The organism is Micromonospora sp. DT44, from assembly GCF_049841635.1.
Lineage (GTDB): Bacteria > Actinomycetota > Actinomycetes > Mycobacteriales > Micromonosporaceae > Micromonospora.
The window spans coordinates 37,965-57,061 of the sequence record NZ_JBNCKS010000046.1 but is presented as its reverse complement, the minus strand read 5'-3'; the positions used below and the strand labels follow the sequence as shown (position 1 = coordinate 57,061).

Here is a 19,097-nt window from a genome sequence, read left to right as displayed (position 1 = left end):
ACAACCCATCCCACGCCGCTTCGCGACGCGGGATGCTGCCGCGTGTCTACGCACGGTTCGATTTTCGAGTTAGGGGATGGTCAGGGTTAGTTCGGCGGTGTGGACCTTGGCGGCTACCTGGAAGTCGAGGTAGAGGCGGTAACGGCCGGGGTTGGGGATGGTCAGCCAGAACTTGACCTGACCGTCGGCCAACTCCGGTTCGGGATGCACGTGCAGGTAGCCGAGGTCGCCTTCGCGCAGTGCCACCAGGTGCCCGTACGCGCCGAGGTAGCGCTCCAGCGCCGCGCCACCGCTCGGGCCGTCGATCCGGAAGGTCAGCGGCACCGTCACCCCGGCCTGCGGACTGCCCTGGGAGGCGACCGTGAACCCGTCAACCGTCGTCGAGGTCGCGGGCGCGGGCAGCGGACGCGGCTGGTATGCGCCCGGCACCACCAGGTCCACGCCGAGGGTCACGGCGCTCTGGCCGCCGTTGTCGGCGACCACGGTGAAGTCCGCGTACGCCCGCCAGACGCCGGGCTGCGGGAGGGTCACCGGCACCGACCAGATGCCGTCCGGCGTCATGGTCGGGTGCAGGTGCTGGTAGCCGGTCAGGTCCCGGCGGACCACGATGACGTGCATCGGCTTGTCGTGTACGACGGCGAAGCGGGTGACCGGTCGTCGTTGTGCGTCGCGTACCTCAAAGCGCAGTTGCCCGGTGCGGCCGGCCGGAAACTCGGTGCCCAGTGGCACGAGCGTGTATCCGCCCGAGCTGACCGACAGACCGCCCGGCTCGGCGGCAGCGCCCTGGTCAGCGCCCGTGACCGAGCCGTGGTCGTGGGCCGCGGTGCCCGCCGGGTGGGTGTGGTCGGGAGTCGCCGCCGCGCCGCCGGTGGTGCCGCCACCGAGGCCGGTGCCGCCGTTGACGTTGGTGCCGCCGTTCAGGCGACCGAGGCCGAAGCCGAGCAGGACGGCGAGCACCAGACCACCCACCACCAGCGCCAACCGGACCGTGCTCCGGTCGGGCGCACCGGCAACACCCGGAGCCGAGACGGCCGTGGCGGCCGGCGCGTCCGACAACGCCTGGCCAGCCCAGTCGGAGGCGCGAGGGCTCCCGTCCGACGGGGGCGCGCCCGCCTGGTCGGAGGCGACGGTGCTCCCGTCCGACGGGGGCGCGCCCGCCTGGTCAGGCACCGCCGGCGTCCAGCTCATCCCGCCACCGTACCGCCGTGCCCGGTCGGTTCCGGCCGACGCCGGGGCAGCGTGGCGGCCGTCGCAATCCGCCCGGCCCGGGAACTTTCCGCGCGCCGCCGTTGACCGGCGCTCACGGACGACTCAGCCAGCCACGGCGAGCGCGAGCGGGAGCACGTCGGGAGCGCCGGCCCGCCGGAGTTCCCGGGCGACCATCGCCATCGTCCAGCCCGAGTCGACCAGGTCGTCGACCAGCAGCACCGGCCCGTCCAGCACGGCCAGCGCGTCGGCAAGTTCGGGCGGTACGGAGAAGGCGTCGTGCAGCGCGCGTACCCGCTGGGCGCTGTTGCCGCGCGGCCCGCCGGGGCCGTCCGGGCCGGTCGCCGTGACCGCGCCGAGCAGCGGCAGCCGGCCCACGGCGGCGATCCGCTCGGCCAGAGAGCCGACCAACCGGGGCCGCCGGCGGGACGAGACGGCGACCACCGCCACCGGCCGGCGGGGCCACGGGTCGTCGCCGTGCGCCCAGGCCTTCAGCACCTCGACCACCGCGCCGGCCACGTCGTCGGGCACCGGCGCGTCGGGCGACTCCGGGCCGACCAGGTCCCGCAGCCGGCCGCCCCACCCCAGGTCGGAGAGGCGGCCGACCGCGCGGCCGGGCAGCGCCTGGTCCGCCGGGGCGATCCGGCCCTTGAGGGGTACGCCCACCGCGTCCAACCCGGTCGGCCAGAGCTTCTTGGGCGCGATCTGGACGCCGGGCCGGCCCAGGAACGTCTGCGCGGAGGCGAGCGCGGCCGTCGACACGTCCGCGGCGAACAGTGGGCCGGCACACCTGTCGCACCGGCCGCAGTCGGTCGCCCCGGTGTCGTCGAGGCGTTCCCGTAGGTATCGCATCCGGCAGTCGCCCGTCGACGCGTACTCCCGCATGGCCTGTTGCTCGACGGTGCGCGCCTGGGCGACGCGGCGCAACCGGGCCTCGTCGTAGACCCAGGGCTCGCCCGTGGCGAGCCAGCCACCGCGCACCCGGCGGACCGCGCCGTCCACGTCGAGCACCTTGAGCATCAGCTCCAGGCGGGCGCGGCGCAGGTCGACGAGGGGTTCGAGGGCCTGGGTGGAGAGCGGCCGGTCGGTGTGCAGGGCGGCCAGTACCGCACGGACCTGCTGCTCCGGTGGGAACGCCAGTGAGGCGAAGTAACGCCAGATGGCGGCGTCCTCCGCGCCGGGCAGCAGCAGCACCTCGGCGTGTTCGACGGCGCGGCCGGCACGGCCGACCTGCTGGTAGTACGCGATCGGCGACGGCGGCGCGCCGAGGTGGACGACGAAGCCCAGGTCGGGTTTGTCGAAGCCCATGCCAAGCGCGCTGGTGGCGACCAACGCCTTGATCTTGTTGTCGAGCAGGTCCTGTTCGGCGGCGCGCCGGTCGGCGTCGTCGGCCTGGCCGGTGTACGACGCCACCGGATAGCCCCGCGAGCGCAGGAACTCGGTGGCCTCCCCCGCCGCCGCGACGGTCAGCGTGTAGACGATGCCGGAGCCGGGCAGCTCGTCCAGGTGGTCGGCGAGCCACGCCAGCCGGTGCGCGGGGCTGGGCAGGTCGAGCACGCCGAGCCGCAGCGACTCACGGTCCAGCGTCCCGCGTAGGACGAGCGCGTCGCCCAGTTGCTCGGCGACGTCCTGGGTGACCCGCGCGTTGGCGGTGGCCGTGGTGGCCAGCACGGGCGTGCGCTCGGGTAGTTCGGCCAGGAAGGTACGCAGCCGCCGGTAGTCCGGCCGGAAGTCGTGCCCCCAGTCGGAGACGCAGTGCGCCTCGTCGACCACCAGCAGACCAGTCGTCGCGGCCAGCTTCGGCAGCACGCCGTCGCGGAAGTCGGGGTTGTTGAGGCGTTCCGGACTGATCAACAGGACGTCCACCGATCCGGCCTGGATCTCGGCGGTGATCTCGTCCCACTCGTCGAGGTTCGCCGAGTTGATCGTGCGCGCCCGGATGCCGGCGCGGGCCGCCGCCTCCACCTGGTTGCGCATGAGAGCCAGCAGCGGCGACACGATGACGGTGGGGCCGTGAACGCTGCTCCCGCCACTCTGCTCGCGGGCGCGGAGCAGCGCGGTGGCCACGAAGTAGACCGCCGACTTGCCCCAACCGGTGCGCTGCACGCACAGCACCCGGCGTCGGTCGACGACCAACGCCTCGATGGCCCGCCACTGGTCCTCGCGCAGCCGGGCGTGCTCACCGGCCAGCCGACGCAGCACCGCCTCGGCCCGCTCCCGTACCGCCACCCGCTCGTCGCCCATCCGGCATTTCTACCAGCGCCGTCCGTCAGAACCCCGGCCCGCGCGGGAGGTGCCGGTCACGATCCGTGCGTTCGCGCCTCATCGGGCCGGGATGCCGGGGGCAGGAAGAGCAACAGGTCGCGCAGCGGCTCGGTCGCGCTGGGAGGCAGCAGGCAGCGCGACGCGAACTCTTCCATCGAGGCGTACGGGCCGCGCAGCCAGCGGTCCACCAGGATCTGCCGGCCCTGCTCGGCCGTCAGACCGGGCAGGGTCGCGAGCACCTGCTCCGGGACCGCGTTGACGTCGACCAGACCGCCGTCGTCGAAGGTGCCGGGCAGGTCGGGACGACCGAGTCCCAACTCGGCACGGGCCGCCGGGTAGTGGTAGAGCAGGTAGCGGGCGTGCTCCCGGCGGATGCGCCGCTCCTCGTCGGCGCGACCACGAGCGCTGTCCGGTCGTCCGGTGATCGCCGCCCAGAGTCCACGACTGAGCAGCACCACGTGCACCGCCCCCGCGAGCCAGGTGATGAGGGCCAGGCCGAGGAAGGTCACCGCCTGCGGTCCGGGCACCTCGGCGTCCGGACTCTCGACGTCGAGCATTACCACCTCGACGACGAGCAGTGCCAGGTAACCGAGACCCGCGATCGCGAGACGCCAACTCCGCCGCCACCCCGCGTAGGCCAGGATCACCAGCCAGGTCAGGCAGCCGAACGAGAGCAGGACGAGCACCGTCCCGAGGATCGTGACCGTCCTGCTCGCCCAACGCGGCGTCTCCCGCCGAGCGGGCTTCGTGGGGGCCGCCGGAGGTGGCAGGGGCATGAGCGCGGGGGGAGGCGGCACAGACAGGGCGGACGGCGACGCCGGGCCCGGCGGGGAGGGGAGGAAACCGACGGGGGCGACCACCGACGTTGCCGGTCCGGGCAACGTGGCCGTCGGCTGCGGTGTCTCCGGTGCGGGCGCCGTGTTCACCGACCACTGCGCCTCCGGTGCGGCGACGCGCTGCGCCTCTGGTTCGACGGTGCGCTGCGCCTGTGGTTCGACGGGGCGCTGCGCCTCTGGTTGGACGGGGCGCTGCTCCTGTGGTTCGGCGGTGTGTGGGGTCGCCGCCAGGGTCGGGTCGGAGCGCAGGATGCGCCGGTGCAGTTCCTGCAACGCCTCGCCCGGCTCGATGCCGTACTCCTCGCGGAGCAGGTCGCCGAACTCCCGGTAGGCGGCGAGCGCCTCCGCCTGCCGTCCGCTGCGATAGAGCGCGAGCACGAGTTGGTGTCGCAGCCGTTCCCGGACGGGGAACTCGGCCACCAACTCCACCAGCTCACCGATCGTCTCGCGGTGCCGTCCAAGGTCCAGCGTCAACTCGGACCGGGTCTCCAACGCCACGGCCCGTAACTCCACCAGCCGCTGCCGGGCCGCCTCGAAGATCGACCCGGCGAAACCGGTGAACGGCTCGCCCTGCCACAGGTCCAGGGCGGCGGCCAGTTCGGCAAGCGCCTCGTCCGTACGCCCGCTGGTGTGTCGCTGGCGGGCGGCCTGTACGCCCCGTTCGAAGCGGACCGCGTCGACCGCCTCGGGGTCCACCCGCAGTGAATAGCCGGCGTCGGTCAGGCTGAGCACCTGTCCCGGCGTACGGGGGGACCGGTCCGGTTCCAGCACCCGGCGCAGCCCGGCCACGTACTTCTGCACCACGTTGGGACCGTTCGCGGGCGGGTCCTCCGGCCAGACCGCGTCGATGATCTGCCCGGTGGACACCGGGCGGCCGGCGGCGAGCAGCAGTACGGCGAGCACCGCCCGCTGCTTAGCCGGACCGATATCGATCTCCCGGTCGGCGTACCAGGCCCGCTGAGGCCCGAGAATCTCGAAACGCAGTTGGCCTGACATGCGCGTTCTCGCTCCTGACACCCCCGGGACCGCCGGACGGCAGTGCCCGGCAGCCGGACGGCAGCATATCGGCAGCCGAACCGCCGTGCCGGCCGGCAGCATCCTCGTCGGCAGAAGCCACGCAGCGAGAAAGAGACAAGCGATGACACAGGCAACGGGCACCGCCGGCACCATCCGACGGACGGTCGGTACGGTCGCCGCCGTGCTGGCCGCGACCACCCTGCTCGCGGGTTGCGGAGCGGAGGGCGAACCCACCGCGGCGCCACAGAGCAGCCCGTCCGCCAGCCCGAGCGTCAGTCCGAAGGACGCGCTCCTCGCCGCCGTCCCGGACGGCACCGAGGGGGCGTTCCGGTTCAGCGGCAAGGACGCGTCGAGCACGGTCGACGGCCGGATCGACCCGGCGGCCAACGGATTCGAAATCAACATGGTCATGCCGCCGGACGACGGCGTCGTGGTGAAGATGTCGTTCCTGGTGATCAAGGACCAGAACTGGGTGAAGGCGAAGTTCAGCGGACGTCCCGGCCTGCCGAAGTTTCCTGACAAGTGGATGAAGCTGGACCGCACGAAGCTGACCGACGCCGCGAGCATCCCGACGTACGACGGTGTGGACCAGGGCAACGCGGGTCCGCTGATCCAGGCGGCCACCGAGGTGCAGGAGAAGAGCCCCGGCCAGTACGTCGGTTTCATCGACGTGAGCGCCGGGGAGGCGGCGAAGGCGCTGGAGGACGGCGAGGCGGCGGCCCTCGGCGAGGCGGGCAAGAAGGTGCCGTTCACGGCAGTGGTCGGTGCGGACAAGCACCTGGCGTCGCTGACGCTCAAGATGCCGGCCGCCGGTAAGACCAAGGCGTACGACTATGTCGTCAAGTACGCCGACTACGGCAGCGCGCCGAAGATCACCGCGCCGACCGCCGCCACCGCCGTGAAGGCGCCGGCAATGGCGTACGACCTACTGAACGGCTGATCCACAAAAGGCGGCGGCCACACGGGGGGCCGCCGCCCTCCCCCTCCCCTTCTCCCCCACCCCTCCCCTCCCAGCCCTGTTGATCAAGAGGTTTGCGTCAGAATCCGGCCGGATTTTGACGCGAACCTCTTGATCAACGCGGTGGATGGTGGGGTGGGGTGGGGTGGGGTGGGGTGGGGTTGGGGTTAGCGGCCTAGGACTGAGCCGCCGTTGACGCCGAGGACCTGGCCGGTCACGTAGCCGGCGGCTGGGCTGGTCAGGTAGCGGACCGCCTCGGCGATGTCGTCCGGCAGTCCGGGACGCTTGACCAGCGTCTCCGCGACCCGCTTCGCATACCCCTCGGGGGTCATCCGGTCGCCGAAGAACTCGGTCTCGGCGACGTAGCCCGGGCTCACCACGTTGACCGTGATCTGCTCCGGACCGAGCTGCGCCGCCAGGGTGTACGCCCAGCCGTGCAGGGCCGCCTTCGCCGCCGCGTACGCGTCAGCGCCGCCCCGCTGCGCGGCGATCGAGCTGACCAGGATCACCCGCCCACCGGGTCGACGCAGCGCCGGCCGCAACGCCTCGGTCAACAGCACTGCGGTGAGTACGTTGGCGTCCAGGTTGGCCCGCCAGTGTGCGGCGGTTCCGGTCAGCGTGTCGGTATCACCGCCCAGGTAACCGCCCGCGTTGTTGACCACCGCGTCGACCGGCCGACCGTCGACCGCAGCCAGGACCCGGTCGAGCTGCTCCGGGTCGGTCAGGTCCGCGGCCACCGGGGTGCCGGCACCCGGCCGTCCACAGTCAATGCCGATGCGCTCGGCGGCCGCCGCCAACACGTCGGCCCGCCGCCCGACGACAACAACGTCGTACCCGTCCCGAGCGAGCGACCCCGCGATGGCCGCCCCGATCCCGGTCCCACCCCCGCTAACCACCGCAAGCCGCGATCCCATCAACCGACCTCCCCATCCCAGAACCCATCACCGAACCCCGCGCCGACCCCGTCGATCATGAAGTTATCGCCATCCGGCACGGCGTGTCGTGACAATAACTTCATGGTCGACGGGGACGGACGACGGCGAGACCGGGGACGGTGAGACCGGGGCGGGGCTTAGCGGGGGCGGCGGAGGGATTTGGTTAGGGCGGTTAGGCGGGGGGCCAGGCTCGTTAGGCCGCCGGGGAAGAAGTACACCGCCAGGATGAAGACCGTGCCGAGGACGAACAGGGGCTGGCTCAACGGGTGGCTGAGGACGGCCGGCAGGTTGTCGACCGCGTCGCTCGTGCCGAAGGCGGTGAGCCGGTGGTCCAGGTACATGTAGAGGACACCGCCGAGCACCGGACCCCACCGGGTGCCCGGCCCGCCGAGCACCACCATGACCAGCAGTGACAGGGTCAGCTCGGAGGACGTGATGTGCGGCGACGCACCGCCGACGATGAGGACGTAGACCACGCCGCCCGCCGACGCCAACCCGCCGGCCAGGGTGAACGCCACCAGCTTGTAGCGGTACGGGTCGAGCCCGAGCACGCCGATCCGTCGCTCGTCGTCGCGCAGCCCGGCGAGCACCCGACCGGTCGGTGAGCCGCTCACCCGGTGCACCACGAAGACCACAAGCGTCAGGTACGCCAGCGCCAACCAGTACAGGTTGACCGTGTTGGTCACCCCGACCAGTCCGGCCGGCAGCCCGGACACGTCCAGCGGTAGGCCCTCCTCGCCACCGGTGAGCCCGCCGAAGTCCCGGGCTACCAGGATCGCCCCGACCTGCGCGAACGCCAACGTGACCATGGCGAACGCGATGCCCACGGTCCGCAGGGCCACCGCGCCGAGCAGCGCGGCGAGGACCGTGCCGCCGGTGATGGTCAGCAGCGCCGCCTGCCACAGCGGCAGACCGGCCCGGGTGACGAGGATGTCGGTGCCGTACACGCCGGCCGCGAAGTAGAGCGCGTGCCCGAACGAGAGCATCCCGGTCCGGCCGAAGAGCAGGTCGTACCCCGCCGCCAGCCCGCCGAAGATCAGGCAGATGGCGAGGATCTGCAGAGTGCCGGGTGAGTTGACCGGCCCCTCGAAGATCCCCGGCAAAGAGATCGTCGAGTACGGCAGGATCGCCATCACCGCCAGCGCGACCAGCGGCAGGAACGGGCGGACCCGGTGCCACCGCCCCCGCTGTGGAGTCAGTTCGTCCGGCACCTGAGCGGGAGGCGCGTCGATCACCGTCATGCCGTTGCCACCTTTCCGGCGATGCCCTGCGGGCGCAGCAGCAGCACCACGGCCAGCAGCCCGACCACGCAGATGTCGCCCAGCCCGGACGTGCCGTAGTAGTTGACGAACTGCTGTACCAGCCCGACCACGACCGCCGCGTACGCGGAGCCGACCACCGAGCCCATCCCGCCGATCACCACCACGATGAACGCGAAGATCAGCAGTGAGCCGCCCTGACCGGGCGAGACGGTGCCGAAGTAGACGCCGCCCAGTGCTCCGGCCAGCGCGGCAGCCGCCCCACCGATCGCGAAGACCAGCGTGAACGCCTTGCGGACGTCGATGCCGAGCGCCGTCACCATCTCCCGGTTCTCCACCCCGGCCCGGATCACCAGGCCGTACCGGGTCCAGCGCAGGAACGCCAGGATCGCGCCGAGCACCAGCACCGCCGCGATGATCAGCAGCAGGCCGCCGTTCGGCACCTGCGCGCCGAGGATCCCGGTCACCTGCCGGGTCCAGTCGGGGCGCGGGAACGGCCGGGCGTCGGCACCCCAGGTGGCCTGGAGCAGCGCCACCCCGGCCAGCGACAGGCCGACGGTGACCAGCACCTGCTCGATGGTGCGGGAATAGAGCGGCCGGATCAGCACCAGCTCGACCAGGACCGCGACGAGCGTGCCGGCGGCCACCCCGAAGGCGACCGCGAGCACGAAGCCGAACCCGTCCGGGCCCGCGCCCGGCAGGTTGCCCGCCGCCCACCAGGTGCCGTACGCGCCGACGCCGAGGAACAGCCCGTGCGCGAAGTTGAGCACGTCGGCGAGGCCGAAGACCAGCGACAGGCCCGACGCGACCAGGAAGTACAGCGCCGCCAGGCCGAGGCCGGTCAACGCCAGCAGAATCACCGTGCTCATCAGAGCTGGTCCTTCCTCGCGACTGCGGGGCTCGCAAGCTCACTCCTCGCGCTCGGCGAGTCCACCTCCGCGGAGCCGACGCCCAGCAACGACTTCGTCAGCGCGGTCTCCAGCAGCAGGTCCTGGGCGTCGCCCGTCCAGGCGACCCGGCCAGCGGAGAGCACCACCGCGTCGCGGGCCAGTCGGCGCACGACGGCCAGGTTCTGCTCGACCAACAGCACCGGCACCGACTCCGCGACCCGCTCCAACACCTCGGCCACCTCGGTCACCACCTTCGGCGCCAACCCCTTGGTCGGCTCGTCGACCAGCAGCAGCCGGTTGTCGTTGAGCAGCACCCGCCCGATCGCGAGCATCTGCTGCTGCCCGCCGGAGAGCGAGCCCGCCCGTTGGCGTCCGCGCCGGTCCAGCTCCGGGAAGAGAGCAAAGACCTTGTCGTACGCCGGGGTGGTGCCGCGCCGTTCGGCGAGCCGCAGGTTCTCGGCGACGGTGAGGCCGGCGAACACGCACCGGTCCTCCGGTACGTAGCCGAGCCCACCGCGGACCAGCCGGTGGGTGGGCCGGGCCAGCAGGCTCTGCGCGCCCATCCGGATGGTGCCGCGCACCTCCCCGGCGGGCGGGGTGAGGCCGACGATCGCGCGCAGCGTGGTGGTCTTGCCGACACCGTTGCGTCCGAGCAGGACGGTCACGCCGGTCGGGGCGACCGTGAAGGACACCCCCTGAAGGATGTGCAGCCCGGAGATCCGGACCGACAGGTCCTCCACACTGAGGATCGGTTCGCTCACAGCGCTGCCTCCGTTCGCGACTGCGGGGCTCGCAAACCCGGCTCACTCCTCGCGCTCACAGCGACTCCCCCAGGTAGGCCTCTTGCACCGTTGGGTTGGCCATCACCGTCTCGGGGGTGTCGCAGGCCAGCAGCGCGCCGTGATGCATGACGGCGATCCGGTCGGCCAGCTCCAGGATGACGTCCATGTGGTGCTCGACCATCAGCACCGACCGGCCGCTGTCGCCGGTCAACGACTTGATGACCGTCACCAGCTCAGGCACGTCCTCGGCGCTGACCCCGGCCATCGGCTCGTCGAGCAGCATCACCCGTGGTTCACCGGCGAGCAGCAGGGCGATCTCCAACTTGCGCTTCTCGCCGTGGGCCAGGGTGCCGGCGAGCGCCGTACCCCGGTGGGCGAGGCCGACCCGGTCGAGCGCCGCGTCGGCGGCGGCGGCGACCTCCCGGTCGGCCGCCGCCCGCCGCCACAACGCCATCGAGCCCCCGCGGTGCGCCTGCACGGCGAGCCGGACGTTCTCCCGCACGCTGAGCGAGCCGAAGACCGAGGACGCCTGGAAGGTACGGCCCAGACCGAGGCGGGCCCGCCGGTGCGGCGGGAGCCCTCCGATGTCCTGCCCATCCAGGGTGATCCGGCCCTCCGTGGCCCGGCGCAGGCCGGTGATCAGGTTGAACAGTGAGGTCTTGCCGGCGCCGTTCGGCCCGATGACGCCCAGGAACTCCCCGGGCGCCAGGTCGAGGTAGACGCTGTCGACGATGGCGACCTCACCGATCCGCCAGGTCAGACCGCGGGTGGCGAGCATTTCTCAGCCCTTCATGGCCACGGCCGGTGGCGCGGTCTCGTCGCCGGTGAGGCTCTTCTGGGCGGTCGCCGTGAACTCGGTGCCGCTGCCGGTCAGCTTGGCCTGGAACATCGGCTGGAGCAGAGCGTGGTCGGCGGCGCGGATGGTCATCTTGCCCTTGACCCCGTCGAAGCTCCAGTCCTCCAGAGCCTTGACCATCTTGTCGACGTCGTCGCCACCCTCCTGCACGGCCCGCACCACCATCTGGGCGGCGGCGAAGCCGTCCGGGTGGAACAGGTCGATGGTGTTCACCTTGGCCTTGAGCGCCTTGCTGGCCTCGGTGTCGGACGCGCCGTCGAAGTAGTGCGACAGGAAGGAGATCTTCGCGCCGGCCGCCCCGAACGTGGGCCAGGAGGCGCGGATGTCCAGGCCGGTGACGACCGTGGTGGACGACAGCACGCCCTGCTGGTCGAGGGTCTGCCACATGGCCGGAGCGGTCGTGCCCGCCCAGGCGACGAAGAGCAGGTCCGGCTTGGCGGCCTTGATCTGGCTGGCGAACGGCGTGAACTCGGTGGCGCTGGCCGGCGCCCGCACACTGCTCACGGTGGCGCCCGCGCCACCGATGACGGTCTTGACGGCCGCCTCGTTGGCGTCGCCGAACGCGCCGTCCTGGGCGAAGACCACGACCTTCTTGCCGGTCGGGTCGCCGATGAAGGACTTGGCCGTCACCACGTCCTGGTAGGACTGCCGGCCGGACCGGAACGTGTACTTGTTCGCCCCGGTCACCGCGTCGGTCGCGGCCGGGCCGGAGATGAAGAGAACCTTGTTCTGCGCCGCGATCGGCGCGACCTGCAACGCCACCCCGGAGGCGGTCGAGCCGGCAATGATCTTCGTGCCCTTGCCGATCAGGTCCTTCGCGGCCGAGACCGCCTTGGCCGGGTCACCGGCGTCGTCGACCTCGGTCAACTCGATCTTCCGGTCACCGACCTTGCCGGTGCCCTTGGTGGCGAAGTCGAGCCCCGCCTTGAAACCCTCGATGTACTGCTTGCCGTAGCTGGCCAGGGCTCCCGACTGGGAGTACACCAGGCCGACCTTGACCGGGGCGGCGCTGTCGCCGCCGCCGGTGGCGGTGTCCTGCGGGCTACCGCAGGCCGTGGCGGCCAGCGCCGCGGCCATCATCATGGCGGCGGAGAGGAACGCCCGCCGCGTGTGCCGGACCGTCATCGCGACTCCAGGTGAGGACAGGATGCTTGGTTGTCGGCTCACGCTAGAAGTGACGTCACCCACGGGCTATGTGGCGGAAACACACAAGTAACCGGAAGAGGGTGGCCCGGGGTTACAGCGGGCCGCACTACCACCCCCGACCCGAGCTTCCCGATGGCCCGAAGCGCCACGGGTGGATCGACAGGTGTGTCGCCCCGAGCCATCCGCCGTCAGCCGCACGGCCCGGCGTGGTCCGCCGGGCGCGGGCACCGCCGCCGGCCGCCGAGCAGGTGGTCACAGAAGACTCGATGTCGTACGCACTGAGCGTCCTCCTCCGACACCGTCGTCTCCGCACGGTCCACGTCGGCGAGGAAACCCAGCGCCCGCGTGATCGCCCGCGCGAACCGCAACGCCCCCGGCAGGTCAGCCGCCACCACCGGTAGATGCACCACGAAGCGCTCCCTCGTCATGTTCACCCTCGATCAGTCGACCTGGAGGGCGGCCCGGTGCCCGGGTAGGGGACGCGCACCGGACCACCCGGCCCCACGCCCGCAGCTCTCGACAGCGGCGGTACGAACGCGGGACCAACCAAAGGCCCGCCTCCGAGGGGTTTGCCGAACCAACCGGAGCCGGACATCCAGCAACCTACACCAAATACTTGTGTAGGTCGACGATGCGCCGCGGCGACATTGCAGCTTGTTGCAGTTATTGGTGTAGGCCGGCATGATCGAGGAGCCGAACCAACCGGAGTCCTCACCATGCCCACAGCAGAAGCGCCCTACCGACGCATCGCCAACGAGATCGCCGCGAAGATCAAGAGCGGCGAGTTGAGGCCGGGCGACAAGCTGCCCTCCACTCGGGAACTCGCCGAGAGCTACGCCGTCCACATGAACACCGCGTCGCGGGCGCTCTCCCTGCTGCATGACCGCGAGCTGATCACCGGACAGCCCGGCCGCGGCACCTACGTGGCGGAACGACCCGGCCGGTAGGCACTCCGGCGACCCACCGACTGACCAACGAGGGCTGCCGCGCACCAAATCCCGCCAGCGCTGCTCCTGTGTCAGATCATGGACTGAGGACTGCGCGACGGCCAATCGCTGACGGTCCGTCGACGCTGCTCACTGGGCCATTGCCCCGATCGATCCTCGCCAAGTGACCCCTTCGCGGGCTGCGAACCTTGACGACGCAGCGCTACCTTCTCATGACCTGAAGTGAGCGAGGTGGGGAGGGCCGTTGTCCAACAACGACGAGTTTTTCCGGTCGAAGAAGGCAGCGGCCGTACTGAAGCACGGCATCCTGAAGCGCTATCCCGTGGTATTCGCCGCCAAGACAGGGCAGGGGAACCCCATCGTCTTCCTCGACGGCTACGCCGGAAGAGGCGAGTACGACGGCGGAGAGCCAGGATCTCCGCTGTTGTTGTCCCGGTGCGCCGAGTTCGTTCAAGGCTTCCGCGACGTGCTCGCGTTCTTCGTCGAGCAGGATCCGGATAGCTACGCCAACCTGGAGCAGGTGCTCCGCGACAAGGGTGGGGCGGTTCGACGTGAACTCCGCCAGGGCACCCTCGACCAGCACCTGCCCGAGGTGCTGGCCTTAGCCAAGGGCGCCTCGCTCTTCGCCTTTCTCGATCCCTTCGGGCCGGCTCTTGACTTCGACCTGATCCGGACGCGGCTGCTCGGGCGGCCAAACTGGCCGCCGACCGAAGTACTGCTGCACTTCAGCGTTTCCACCGTGGCTCGGATGGGACGGGCCGTCCATGTTGCCGAGAGCCGATCGGGCGGGTTGTCGGAGAGCGACCGGAGGACGGCCGCACGATTGGATCGGTTCCTGGGTGGCGGCTGGTGGCGCAGCTATTTCGCCGAAGTGTCGGATGCGGGCGATGACCAGCGGGCCACGGACGTAGCGCTCCGGGTCGCGGACAGGTACGCCCGAGACCTCACCCAAGGGTCCAACTACCAGGCGGTGCAGATGCCGGTGCGCCCACGCCCCGGTCTCGCTCCGAAGTACGTCCTCGCCCTGTTCACCACTCATGGCGAAGGTGCCTGGCACTTCGCCGACACCCTCGGCAAGGCTGGCGTCGAATGGGAGGAGGCGTGGGTCCGGGAACAGATCCGCCGGGGCGACCACGTAGCGGACACACTGTTCGGCGACGGCCCCGTCTTCGACGCCGAGCAGTACAAGGCCGAGAACGCCCCTCGCTGGTCAGGTGCGATCGAGCGGAACATCATCAGGTTGCTCGATCAGAACTCCACGATCAAGATCGTCGATCGGGTGCCGGAGATCTACGGTGATGTGCTTGGGCATGCCTGGGCACCACACGTACGACAGGCCGTGAAGTCGCTGCATCGACGGGGCCAGATCAGCAGCCCCGGCACGGGTGACTTCTGGAAGGACGTTCTCTGGCGGCCTTGAGCCAGGGCCCCAGCCGCAGCCCCTATGTCTGCACGAGTAGACGCGGGGCTGGCATCTCGTCCCAGGTCCGACCGTCGAGGTGGCGGCCACCAACCTTCGGCGTGCGCCCGCCCCACTGTTTGAAGAAGAAGTCGGTGCCAGCAGACGCGCACTGATCCCGGAGGTCACGCACCCACGCCGGATCCATCGGGCGGCAGCCCTGCCCCGATTCGCCCCCCACGATCAGCCAGTCAATTCCGTCGAGATTCAGGTCGCCCAGTGGCCCCAGCAGCGGCTCAGCCGAGATGAAACGTACCGCAGCCGGCACCTCGCGGAGCTGGGCGACCCGTTCCCGCTGAGCGTGATCCTCGACGCTCACGCCCATCCAGACGTTCGCCGGCCAGTCGATCTGATGGGCGACCTTCGCCAGCCTGGAGGCGCGCTTGGTGAGCACCTGGAAGGTGTGCCTGGGGGTCTCGCGCATGACAGCGAAGACCTGTTGAACATAGGCAAGTGGAACCCGGGCGTGGAACAGATCCGACATGGAGTTGACGAAGACGGTCCGTGGATCACGCCAGCGACGAGGAATATCAAGCGCATCAGGGTGCAGGGCGACGCCAAACCCGGGGCCGGAAGTGCGCGGGTCTCCGTCGGTCTGATATTTGGCCGAGCGCATAGCTTTCAAGCGCTTGGCGAGAGTCATCGCATAGCAGTTGTCGCAGCCTGACGAGATGCGGTCACAACCCGTGGTGGGATTCCAGGTTGCTTCCGTCCACTCGATGGCGCTTTTGTCCGCCATGCGCCGCTCCTTCCGCTCGACGCGACAATACTGTCGAACAACCGTACGCATGGGAAGGGTTGCGCGGCGTGTTGGCCCTTTAGGTTCTCCCATACCTAGTTGCCGAAGACCCCGAACGCCGACACCTCGTCCGACCACCGTTGCCGACTGAGCAAGCGAAGATCACCACAACTTCCCTGTTGTTGCTGCTCCAGGGCCTGCGGACGCAGCAACAACAGGGAAGTTGCTACCTCGATCCCGCCCCTTCAAGATCGTGCTCGATCGTTGATGTAGTGGCCTTGGGGGCGCGGCGATACCACTACATCCTGGATCGAGCGCGATCTTGCGGGCGCGGGCGCGGGTCGGGTCGGAGACGCCGCTGGCCCGTCGTCCGGGTGGCGGACGACGGGCCAGCGTGTGGGCCGGGCGTGATCGGCCCGGTGGTCGACCCGGAGCGGGTCAGCTCCGAGCCGAAGCTCGCAATGGGTCAGAGGCTCGCAATGGGTCAGAGGCTCGCGATGGGTCAGAGGCCTGCGCGGGCGGCGACCGCCGTGTCCGGGTGGTCGCTGAAGACGCCGTCCAGACCGAGGCTGAAGAACAGTTCGTACTCGGCCGTGATGTCGCCGCGCGCGTTCGGGTCGGTGCCGATGCGGAAGTCGACGGGGAGGAACTGGTTCTCCGCGCGGAACGTCCAGGAGTGGACGAGCAGCCGCTCGCGGTGCGCGTCACGGACCACGTTCGTCGGGGCGAGCAGGTTGCCGGCGGCGTCGCGGGGCACGATCAGGTTCTTGTTCGCGCCGATGCCGTCGGCGTACCCGGCGATCCACTTGAGGCCGGCGGCCGTGGCGAGGTCCTGGTAGGTGCGGTTGTCACCGGCGGCGGTGAAGTCGTACGGGCGGCCGGTGGCGTCGAGGAGCTGGATCAGCTTCACCTCGGTGAGTCGGCTCAGCCGGCGCAGGTTGGCCGTCTCGAACGACTGGATGAAGACCGGCGAGTTCTTCCGGTCCAGCTTGTTCTGCCGCAGCACCGCCAGCAGCGGCTCCTCCAGCGGCTTGCCGATGGACGTGAAGTAGCTCGGGTGCTTGGTCTCCGGGTAGATGCCGATGGTGCGGCCCCGTGCCCGCCCCTCGGTCCGGGCGAGGTCGATGACCTCCTGGAGGGTGGGCACCTCGAAGCGGCCGTCGAAGGCGGTGTTCGCCACGCGTACCTGCGGCAGTCGCTCCTTGGCCCGCAGCGTCTTCAGCTCGGCGAGGGTGAAGTCCTCGGTGAACCTGCCGGTCACGGCGACGCCGTCGATGGTCTTCGTCGCCTTGCGGGCCGCGAACTCCGGGTGGGCCGCGATGTCGGTGGTGCCGGAGATCTCGTTCTCGTGCCGGGCGACCAGCACGCCGTCGGAGGTGGGCACCAGGTCCGGCTCGATGTAGTCGGCGCCCATCCGGATCGCCAGCCGGTACGCCTCAAGGGTGTGCTCCGGCCGGTAACCGCTGGCCCCGCGGTGACCGATGACGATCGGCCGGTCGGTGGTCCGGGCGCGGTCCGCGTCGGACGAGGGACCGGCGGCCGCCATGGTGGGCACGGCCACGGCGGCGGCGAGCAGCGCGCCGGCCACACCGAGGGTCGAGAGGGTACGTCGCAACGCCGTCTCCTGTCATCGAGGGTGTCGCAGACAGCAGACCCGGTGCGATTGGCCGGCAGTTGGTCGATGTCTGACCGGCAGGTGAATCTCCGGAATGGGCGTTCCGACTCCGGCGGTCGTACGGAAAAGGAAGATTGTCTGGTGCGTCGGTTACTCCGCAACCCCGTGCGGCTCGTGCCGCTGGGGTTCCTGGTGCCGATCCTGCTCGGCACCGGGCTGCTGATGGCGCGCTGGTCGACCGTCCAGCACCAGCGACCGCCCCTGGTCACCGCGCTGTTCACCGCCACCTCGGCGGTGTCCGTCACCGGCATGGCGGTCACCGACACCCCGAACTACTGGTCCGGCTGGGGCCTGTTGGTGATCACCCTGCTCACGCAGCTCGGTGGTCTCGGCATCCTCACCGTCGCGGCGCTTGTCATCCTCGTGGTCTCCCGTCAGCTCGGCCTGCGCAACCGGCTGCTGGTGCAGGCCGAGACGGCGGAGTTCGGCGTTGGAGACGTGACCCGGCTGCTGAGCCGGATCGCGGTGACCGTCTTCGCCTGCGAGGCGGTGATGACGGCGCTGGTCGCCGGCCGCCTCTGGTGGGCGTACGACTACGCGCCCGGCCGGGCCCTCTGGTCGGGGGTGTTCCACTCCGTCCAGGCGTTCAACAACGGTGGGTTCGCGCTCTACTCGGACGGCCTGCTGGCCTTCGACCGTGACCCGTGGGTGTCGCTGCCGTTGGCGTTCGGCGCCATCGTCGGCGGTCTCGGGTTCCCCGCCCTGTTCGAGGCGGTGCGCGAGTGGCGCAGGCCGGCGGGATGGGCGGTCGCGACCAAGCTGACGATCTGGGGCAGCGTGGCGCTGCTGCTGCTCGGTTTCGTCGGCCTGCTCGCCGCCGAGTGGACCAACGAAAGCACCATCGGCCCGTACGACGCCGCCGGCAAGACGCTCGCGTCGTTCACGCAGATCGCGTTGAGCCGGACCGGCGGGTTCAGTGTCCTGAACATCGGCGATCTCCAGGAGGAGAGCTATCCGCTGCTGATCGTGTTGATGTTCATTGGCGGCGGGAGCGCCAGCACGGCCGGCGGCATCAAGGTGTCCACGTTCTTCCTGCTGGCGTTCACCATCTGGGCGGAGCTGCGCGGGGAGCCCGACGTGACGGTCGGGCACCGCCGGGTGGCCACCGCCAGCCAACGGCAGGCCGTCACTGTCGCTCTGCTGAGCGTCGCGCTGGTCGCGGCCGGGACGATGCTCCTGCTGCTGCTCACCGAGGGCGTGCGGTTCGTCGCGGTGCTGTTCGAGGTCACGTCCGCGTTCAGCACCACCGGGCTGACCATCGGCCTGGCCGGCGAACTGCCCAGCAGTGGTCAGGTGGTGCTGACGGTGTTGATGTTCATCGGTCGGGTCGGGCCGCTCACCCTCGGGTCGGCGATCGCCCTGAACACCCGGCGCAGGCTCTACCGCTATCCCCAGGAACAGCCGATTGTCGGCTAGCGACGAGGAGGTCGAGGTGTCGACGAGACGAGCGGACGGCGGTGGCGTCGTCGTGATCGGGCTGGGCCGGTTCGGCTGCCACCTGGCCGGGTCCCTCGCCCGGATGGACCGCGAGGTGTTGGCGGTCGATCGCAATCCGGACCAGGTGCAGCGCTTCTCGGCCCAGCTCGACCGGGTGGTGCAGGCGGACGCGACGGAGGAGGGGGCGTTGCGGCAGCTCGGCGTCGCGAGCTTCGGTCGGGCGGTGGTGGCCATCGGGGCATCGGTGGAGGCGAGCGTGCTCACCGTGCTGGCGCTCGTCGAGCTGGGTCTGCCGCAGATCTGGGCCCGCGCCACGTCGCAGAAGCACGCCAAGATCCTGTCGTCCGTGGGCGCGCACCACGTCATCTTCCCGGAGGCGGAGACCGGTGACCGGGTGGCGCACCTGATCGTCAGTCGGCTGCTCGACTACATCGAGTTCGACGACGACTTCGCCATCGCCACCGTCCGGGTTCCGCCGTCCCTGGTCGGTCGGACACTGCACGACCTGCGTCCGCACGAGCGCGACGGGGTCCGGGTGATCGGCGCGAAGGTGCCGGGCGAGCGTTTCCGGTACGCCTCGGACGACACGGCGCTCGTGGACGGCGGAGTGCTGGTCGTGGAGGGCGGGATAGACCAGGTGCAGCGGTTCGCGGGGCGGCGCTGACACCTCACTTCGGGTGGCGCCCGTGC

17 protein-coding genes are annotated in these 19,097 nt (G+C 70.6%); 5 read left to right on the top strand and 12 right to left on the bottom strand.

Features of this window, described 5'->3' with window-relative positions:
• Positions 1-69: 69 nt before the first annotated feature.
• From ACLQ25_RS24465 to ACLQ25_RS24455, 3 genes are all read right to left on the bottom strand, one after another.
• On the bottom strand, positions 70-1,188 hold the full coding sequence (locus tag ACLQ25_RS24465; RefSeq protein WP_425733128.1) for a hypothetical protein: 1,119 nt from the start codon (positions 1,186-1,188) through the stop codon (positions 70-72).
• A gap of 123 nt (positions 1,189-1,311) precedes the next feature.
• On the bottom strand, positions 1,312-3,450 hold the full coding sequence (locus ACLQ25_RS24460) for a DEAD/DEAH box helicase (protein WP_425733127.1): 2,139 nt from the start codon (positions 3,448-3,450) through the stop codon (positions 1,312-1,314).
• A gap of 56 nt (positions 3,451-3,506) precedes the next feature.
• Positions 3,507-5,303 carry a BTAD domain-containing putative transcriptional regulator gene (locus ACLQ25_RS24455; protein ID WP_425733126.1) on the bottom strand — a complete coding sequence of 599 codons (1,797 nt, stop codon included), beginning with the start codon at positions 5,301-5,303 and terminating at the stop codon, positions 3,507-3,509.
• A 142-nt stretch (positions 5,304-5,445) separates the two neighbouring features.
• On the opposite strand from ACLQ25_RS24455, the gene ACLQ25_RS24450 reads away from it, so the two are divergent.
• On the top strand, positions 5,446-6,264 hold the full coding sequence (locus tag ACLQ25_RS24450) for a hypothetical protein (protein ID WP_425733125.1): 819 nt from the start codon (positions 5,446-5,448) through the stop codon (positions 6,262-6,264).
• Between the two features lie 185 nt (positions 6,265-6,449).
• Here ACLQ25_RS24450 and ACLQ25_RS24445 read toward each other — a convergent pair whose 3' ends face one another.
• The 7 genes from ACLQ25_RS24445 to ACLQ25_RS24415 all read right to left on the bottom strand — a co-directional run bounded on the left by ACLQ25_RS24445 (position 6,450) and on the right by ACLQ25_RS24415 (position 12,560).
• The gene (locus ACLQ25_RS24445) at positions 6,450-7,196 is read right to left on the bottom strand and encodes an SDR family NAD(P)-dependent oxidoreductase (RefSeq protein ID WP_425733124.1); all 747 of its coding nucleotides are present in this window, start codon (positions 7,194-7,196) and stop codon (positions 6,450-6,452) included.
• 158 nt (positions 7,197-7,354) lie between these two features.
• Positions 7,355-8,458, bottom strand: a complete 1,104-nt coding sequence (locus ACLQ25_RS24440; RefSeq protein ID WP_425733123.1) for a branched-chain amino acid ABC transporter permease — start codon at positions 8,456-8,458, stop codon at positions 7,355-7,357.
• Positions 8,455-9,345: a branched-chain amino acid ABC transporter permease gene (locus ACLQ25_RS24435; RefSeq protein ID WP_357134380.1), complete on the bottom strand. Its 891-nt coding sequence runs from the start codon at positions 9,343-9,345 to the stop codon at positions 8,455-8,457. The genes ACLQ25_RS24440 and ACLQ25_RS24435 overlap by 4 nt, the downstream gene beginning before the upstream one ends.
• Entirely contained in the window at positions 9,345-10,127 is a 783-nt protein-coding gene (locus tag ACLQ25_RS24430) for an ABC transporter ATP-binding protein (RefSeq protein ID WP_425733122.1), read from the bottom strand. The genes ACLQ25_RS24435 and ACLQ25_RS24430 overlap by 1 nt, the downstream gene beginning before the upstream one ends.
• 55 nt (positions 10,128-10,182) lie before the next feature.
• Positions 10,183-10,926: an ABC transporter ATP-binding protein gene (locus tag ACLQ25_RS24425; RefSeq protein ID WP_357134383.1), complete on the bottom strand. Its 744-nt coding sequence runs from the start codon at positions 10,924-10,926 to the stop codon at positions 10,183-10,185.
• Positions 10,927-10,929: 3 nt separating this feature from the next.
• On the bottom strand, positions 10,930-12,129 hold the full coding sequence (locus tag ACLQ25_RS24420) for a substrate-binding domain-containing protein (RefSeq protein ID WP_425733121.1): 1,200 nt from the start codon (positions 12,127-12,129) through the stop codon (positions 10,930-10,932).
• Positions 12,130-12,338: 209 nt separating this feature from the next.
• Positions 12,339-12,560 (bottom strand): hypothetical protein, encoded by a 222-nt coding sequence (locus tag ACLQ25_RS24415; RefSeq protein WP_425733120.1) that lies wholly within the window; start codon positions 12,558-12,560, stop codon positions 12,339-12,341.
• 306 nt (positions 12,561-12,866) lie between these two features.
• On the opposite strand from ACLQ25_RS24415, the gene ACLQ25_RS24410 reads away from it, so the two are divergent.
• Positions 12,867-13,097 (top strand): GntR family transcriptional regulator, encoded by a 231-nt coding sequence (locus ACLQ25_RS24410; protein ID WP_425733119.1) that lies wholly within the window; start codon positions 12,867-12,869, stop codon positions 13,095-13,097.
• A gap of 244 nt (positions 13,098-13,341) precedes the next feature.
• Positions 13,342-14,517 (top strand): three-Cys-motif partner protein TcmP, encoded by a 1,176-nt coding sequence (gene tcmP / locus ACLQ25_RS24405; protein WP_425733118.1) that lies wholly within the window; start codon positions 13,342-13,344, stop codon positions 14,515-14,517.
• A gap of 22 nt (positions 14,518-14,539) precedes the next feature.
• Here the strand turns inward: tcmP and ACLQ25_RS24400 are convergent, their stop codons facing one another.
• On the bottom strand, positions 14,540-15,295 hold the full coding sequence (locus ACLQ25_RS24400) for a DUF5131 family protein (RefSeq protein WP_425733117.1): 756 nt from the start codon (positions 15,293-15,295) through the stop codon (positions 14,540-14,542).
• Positions 15,296-15,797: 502 nt separating this feature from the next.
• Entirely contained in the window at positions 15,798-16,910 is a 1,113-nt protein-coding gene (locus tag ACLQ25_RS24395; RefSeq protein WP_425733116.1) for a glycerophosphodiester phosphodiesterase, read from the bottom strand.
• A gap of 141 nt (positions 16,911-17,051) precedes the next feature.
• Between ACLQ25_RS24395 and ACLQ25_RS24390 the strand changes: the two genes are divergently transcribed.
• Together ACLQ25_RS24390 and ACLQ25_RS24385 are read left to right on the top strand one after the other, a co-directional pair.
• Entirely contained in the window at positions 17,052-18,386 is a 1,335-nt protein-coding gene (locus tag ACLQ25_RS24390; protein WP_425733115.1) for a TrkH family potassium uptake protein, read from the top strand.
• 16 nt (positions 18,387-18,402) lie between these two features.
• Positions 18,403-19,071, top strand: coding sequence for a potassium channel family protein (locus ACLQ25_RS24385; RefSeq protein ID WP_425733114.1), 669 nt, complete (start codon positions 18,403-18,405; stop codon positions 19,069-19,071).
• Positions 19,072-19,097: the final 26 nt, after the last annotated feature.

Bases quoted from the DNA above. Each gene is read 5' to 3' on its own strand.
- ACLQ25_RS24420 (WP_425733121.1), bottom strand. From the start codon at position 12,129: ATGACGGTCCGGCACACGCGGCGGGCGTTCCTCTCCGCCGCCATGATG.
- ACLQ25_RS24400 (WP_425733117.1), bottom strand. From the start codon at position 15,295: ATGGCGGACAAAAGCGCCATCGAGTGGACGGAAGCAACCTGGAATCCC.
- ACLQ25_RS24425 (WP_357134383.1), bottom strand. From the start codon at position 10,926: ATGCTCGCCACCCGCGGTCTGACCTGGCGGATCGGTGAGGTCGCCATC.
- ACLQ25_RS24465 (WP_425733128.1), bottom strand. From the start codon at position 1,188: ATGAGCTGGACGCCGGCGGTGCCTGACCAGGCGGGCGCGCCCCCGTCG.
- ACLQ25_RS24455 (WP_425733126.1), bottom strand. From the start codon at position 5,303: ATGTCAGGCCAACTGCGTTTCGAGATTCTCGGGCCTCAGCGGGCCTGG.
- ACLQ25_RS24450 (WP_425733125.1), top strand. From the start codon at position 5,446: ATGACACAGGCAACGGGCACCGCCGGCACCATCCGACGGACGGTCGGT.
- ACLQ25_RS24445 (WP_425733124.1), bottom strand. From the start codon at position 7,196: ATGGGATCGCGGCTTGCGGTGGTTAGCGGGGGTGGGACCGGGATCGGG.
- ACLQ25_RS24460 (WP_425733127.1), bottom strand. From the start codon at position 3,450: ATGGGCGACGAGCGGGTGGCGGTACGGGAGCGGGCCGAGGCGGTGCTG.
- ACLQ25_RS24435 (WP_357134380.1), bottom strand. From the start codon at position 9,345: ATGAGCACGGTGATTCTGCTGGCGTTGACCGGCCTCGGCCTGGCGGCG.
- ACLQ25_RS24410 (WP_425733119.1), top strand. From the start codon at position 12,867: ATGCCCACAGCAGAAGCGCCCTACCGACGCATCGCCAACGAGATCGCC.
- ACLQ25_RS24440 (WP_425733123.1), bottom strand. From the start codon at position 8,458: ATGACGGTGATCGACGCGCCTCCCGCTCAGGTGCCGGACGAACTGACT.